The organism is Stenotrophomonas sp. P5_B8 (assembly GCF_054049855.1).
Genome location: NZ_JBFULO010000683.1, coordinates 1 through 1,303, shown reverse-complemented (window position 1 = coordinate 1,303; position 1,303 = coordinate 1). Strand labels below are relative to the sequence as shown.

The following is a 1,303-nucleotide window of genomic DNA, read 5'->3' as shown; positions in this document are numbered from 1 at the left end:
GGTGTGGTAGATAGCCATTGAGATCTCCGTGATTGGTCGGAGTCTTTATGCTTTTGTTTTTTCTCTTCGCAAGCGGGAATCCGCTTGGGGTCCAAGGGGCGAAGCCCTTTGCGCACGTGTAACGGAGTTACACCTAAGTGCGCTCTTGCATTGTTCTTTTAAGCATGTTTTTTTGAGCGCTCATTGAGCGTTGCACGTTCGTACATTTTCAGATGCGAGCGATCTTGACGGCACCAACTTCTTTGGTTGACTGGTTTCAACCTCATGAAGGAATTCACCATGACCGCAACCAATCACTACCATGAGCGCATCCAGAGGGCCACCGAGCGGCTCGCCCAGCTTCAGGCGCGCGAGCTGTTGGCATCACAACGTCAAGCGAGCAAAGCCAAGCAAGCACAGCGTCAGGAAGAAGCACGCCGCCGCCGGCGTGTCGCAGCGCTGGTTTACTTGGCTGCAGCGGAAACACTGGATGACGCAGAACTGTTAGGCGCGCTTTTGATCCACCAGCAGAGCCGCACAGATGACGAGATCCGAAAGGATGCTTGCGTYGTCGGCAAGGCGAAGCTGCAGGACTCCGCTGCTCTACATTGAAGCGTTCGATCTGATCCAGGTGCTGGCCGCCCAGGATGGACGGCCAGCCTAGTGGCTACTTCTTCTTGCCCTTGTCCGGGGCCTGACTGAGAGCCGAGCCAGCGGCGGTCTTGGAGTTCTTGCCTGTGCTGCCGCTCTTCAAGACTTTGCTGGCTGCGGTCGCYGCCTTCGGACTGGTTTTCTCGTTCTTGGCCATATTCCTCTCTCCAGGTCAGTCACCGGCTGGTGACGGCCATAAGCTGCGCTCGAACCGGCGGCGAAGCAAGTGACCTAAACGAGCTCTCACTCAGGGCTACACGTTGTCTTTCATATTCGCCGGCCGAGCCAGCGCCACCTTAACCGCGCCTCGGCGCGCATTCATTTACCCGTCCCGCATTGGGCGCTTGTCAAACATCCACCCCAGGTGCAGAGTTACGCGATCCACAGGGGGATGGGCAATGGAACGCTCGGAGTTTGTTATTGATCGCAGTTTGTATAGCGACGAGGTGGTCACTAGGGCCGCCCACCGCCATACCGCAAGCTGCGCCGTAGAGATTTTTGTCCGAGGCAATGACTTGGTGGTTGCTCTGCAGCCGCGGCAATGTCCGGTGTCGGCGGAAGAATTGCGCGCACAATTCTTCAACGACCTTCTGGATGAGCGCCTGCGCGCCCTGGTGCGTGTTGAGACTCAAGGCCTCCAGCAAGAGCTTGTTCGCGCCGCACTGACCCAGGC

General features: G+C 57.6%; 3 protein-coding genes. 2 read left to right on the top strand and 1 reads right to left on the bottom strand.

Going from position 1 to position 1,303, the window contains the following annotated elements:
* Positions 1 to 279 precede the first annotated feature (279 nt).
* Positions 280 to 591, top strand: a complete 312-nt coding sequence (traD, locus tag ACXJKH_RS20665) for a conjugal transfer protein TraD (RefSeq protein ID WP_457322189.1) — start codon at positions 280 to 282, stop codon at positions 589 to 591.
* A gap of 55 nt (positions 592 to 646) precedes the next feature.
* Here the strand turns inward: traD and ACXJKH_RS20660 are convergent, their stop codons facing one another.
* Positions 647 to 787 (bottom strand): hypothetical protein, encoded by a 141-nt coding sequence (locus tag ACXJKH_RS20660; protein ID WP_293983431.1) that lies wholly within the window; start codon positions 785 to 787, stop codon positions 647 to 649.
* A gap of 241 nt (positions 788 to 1,028) precedes the next feature.
* On the opposite strand from ACXJKH_RS20660, the gene ACXJKH_RS20655 reads away from it, so the two are divergent.
* On the top strand, positions 1,029 to 1,303 hold a 275-nt coding region (locus ACXJKH_RS20655; RefSeq protein ID WP_457322186.1), incomplete at its 3' end, for a hypothetical protein.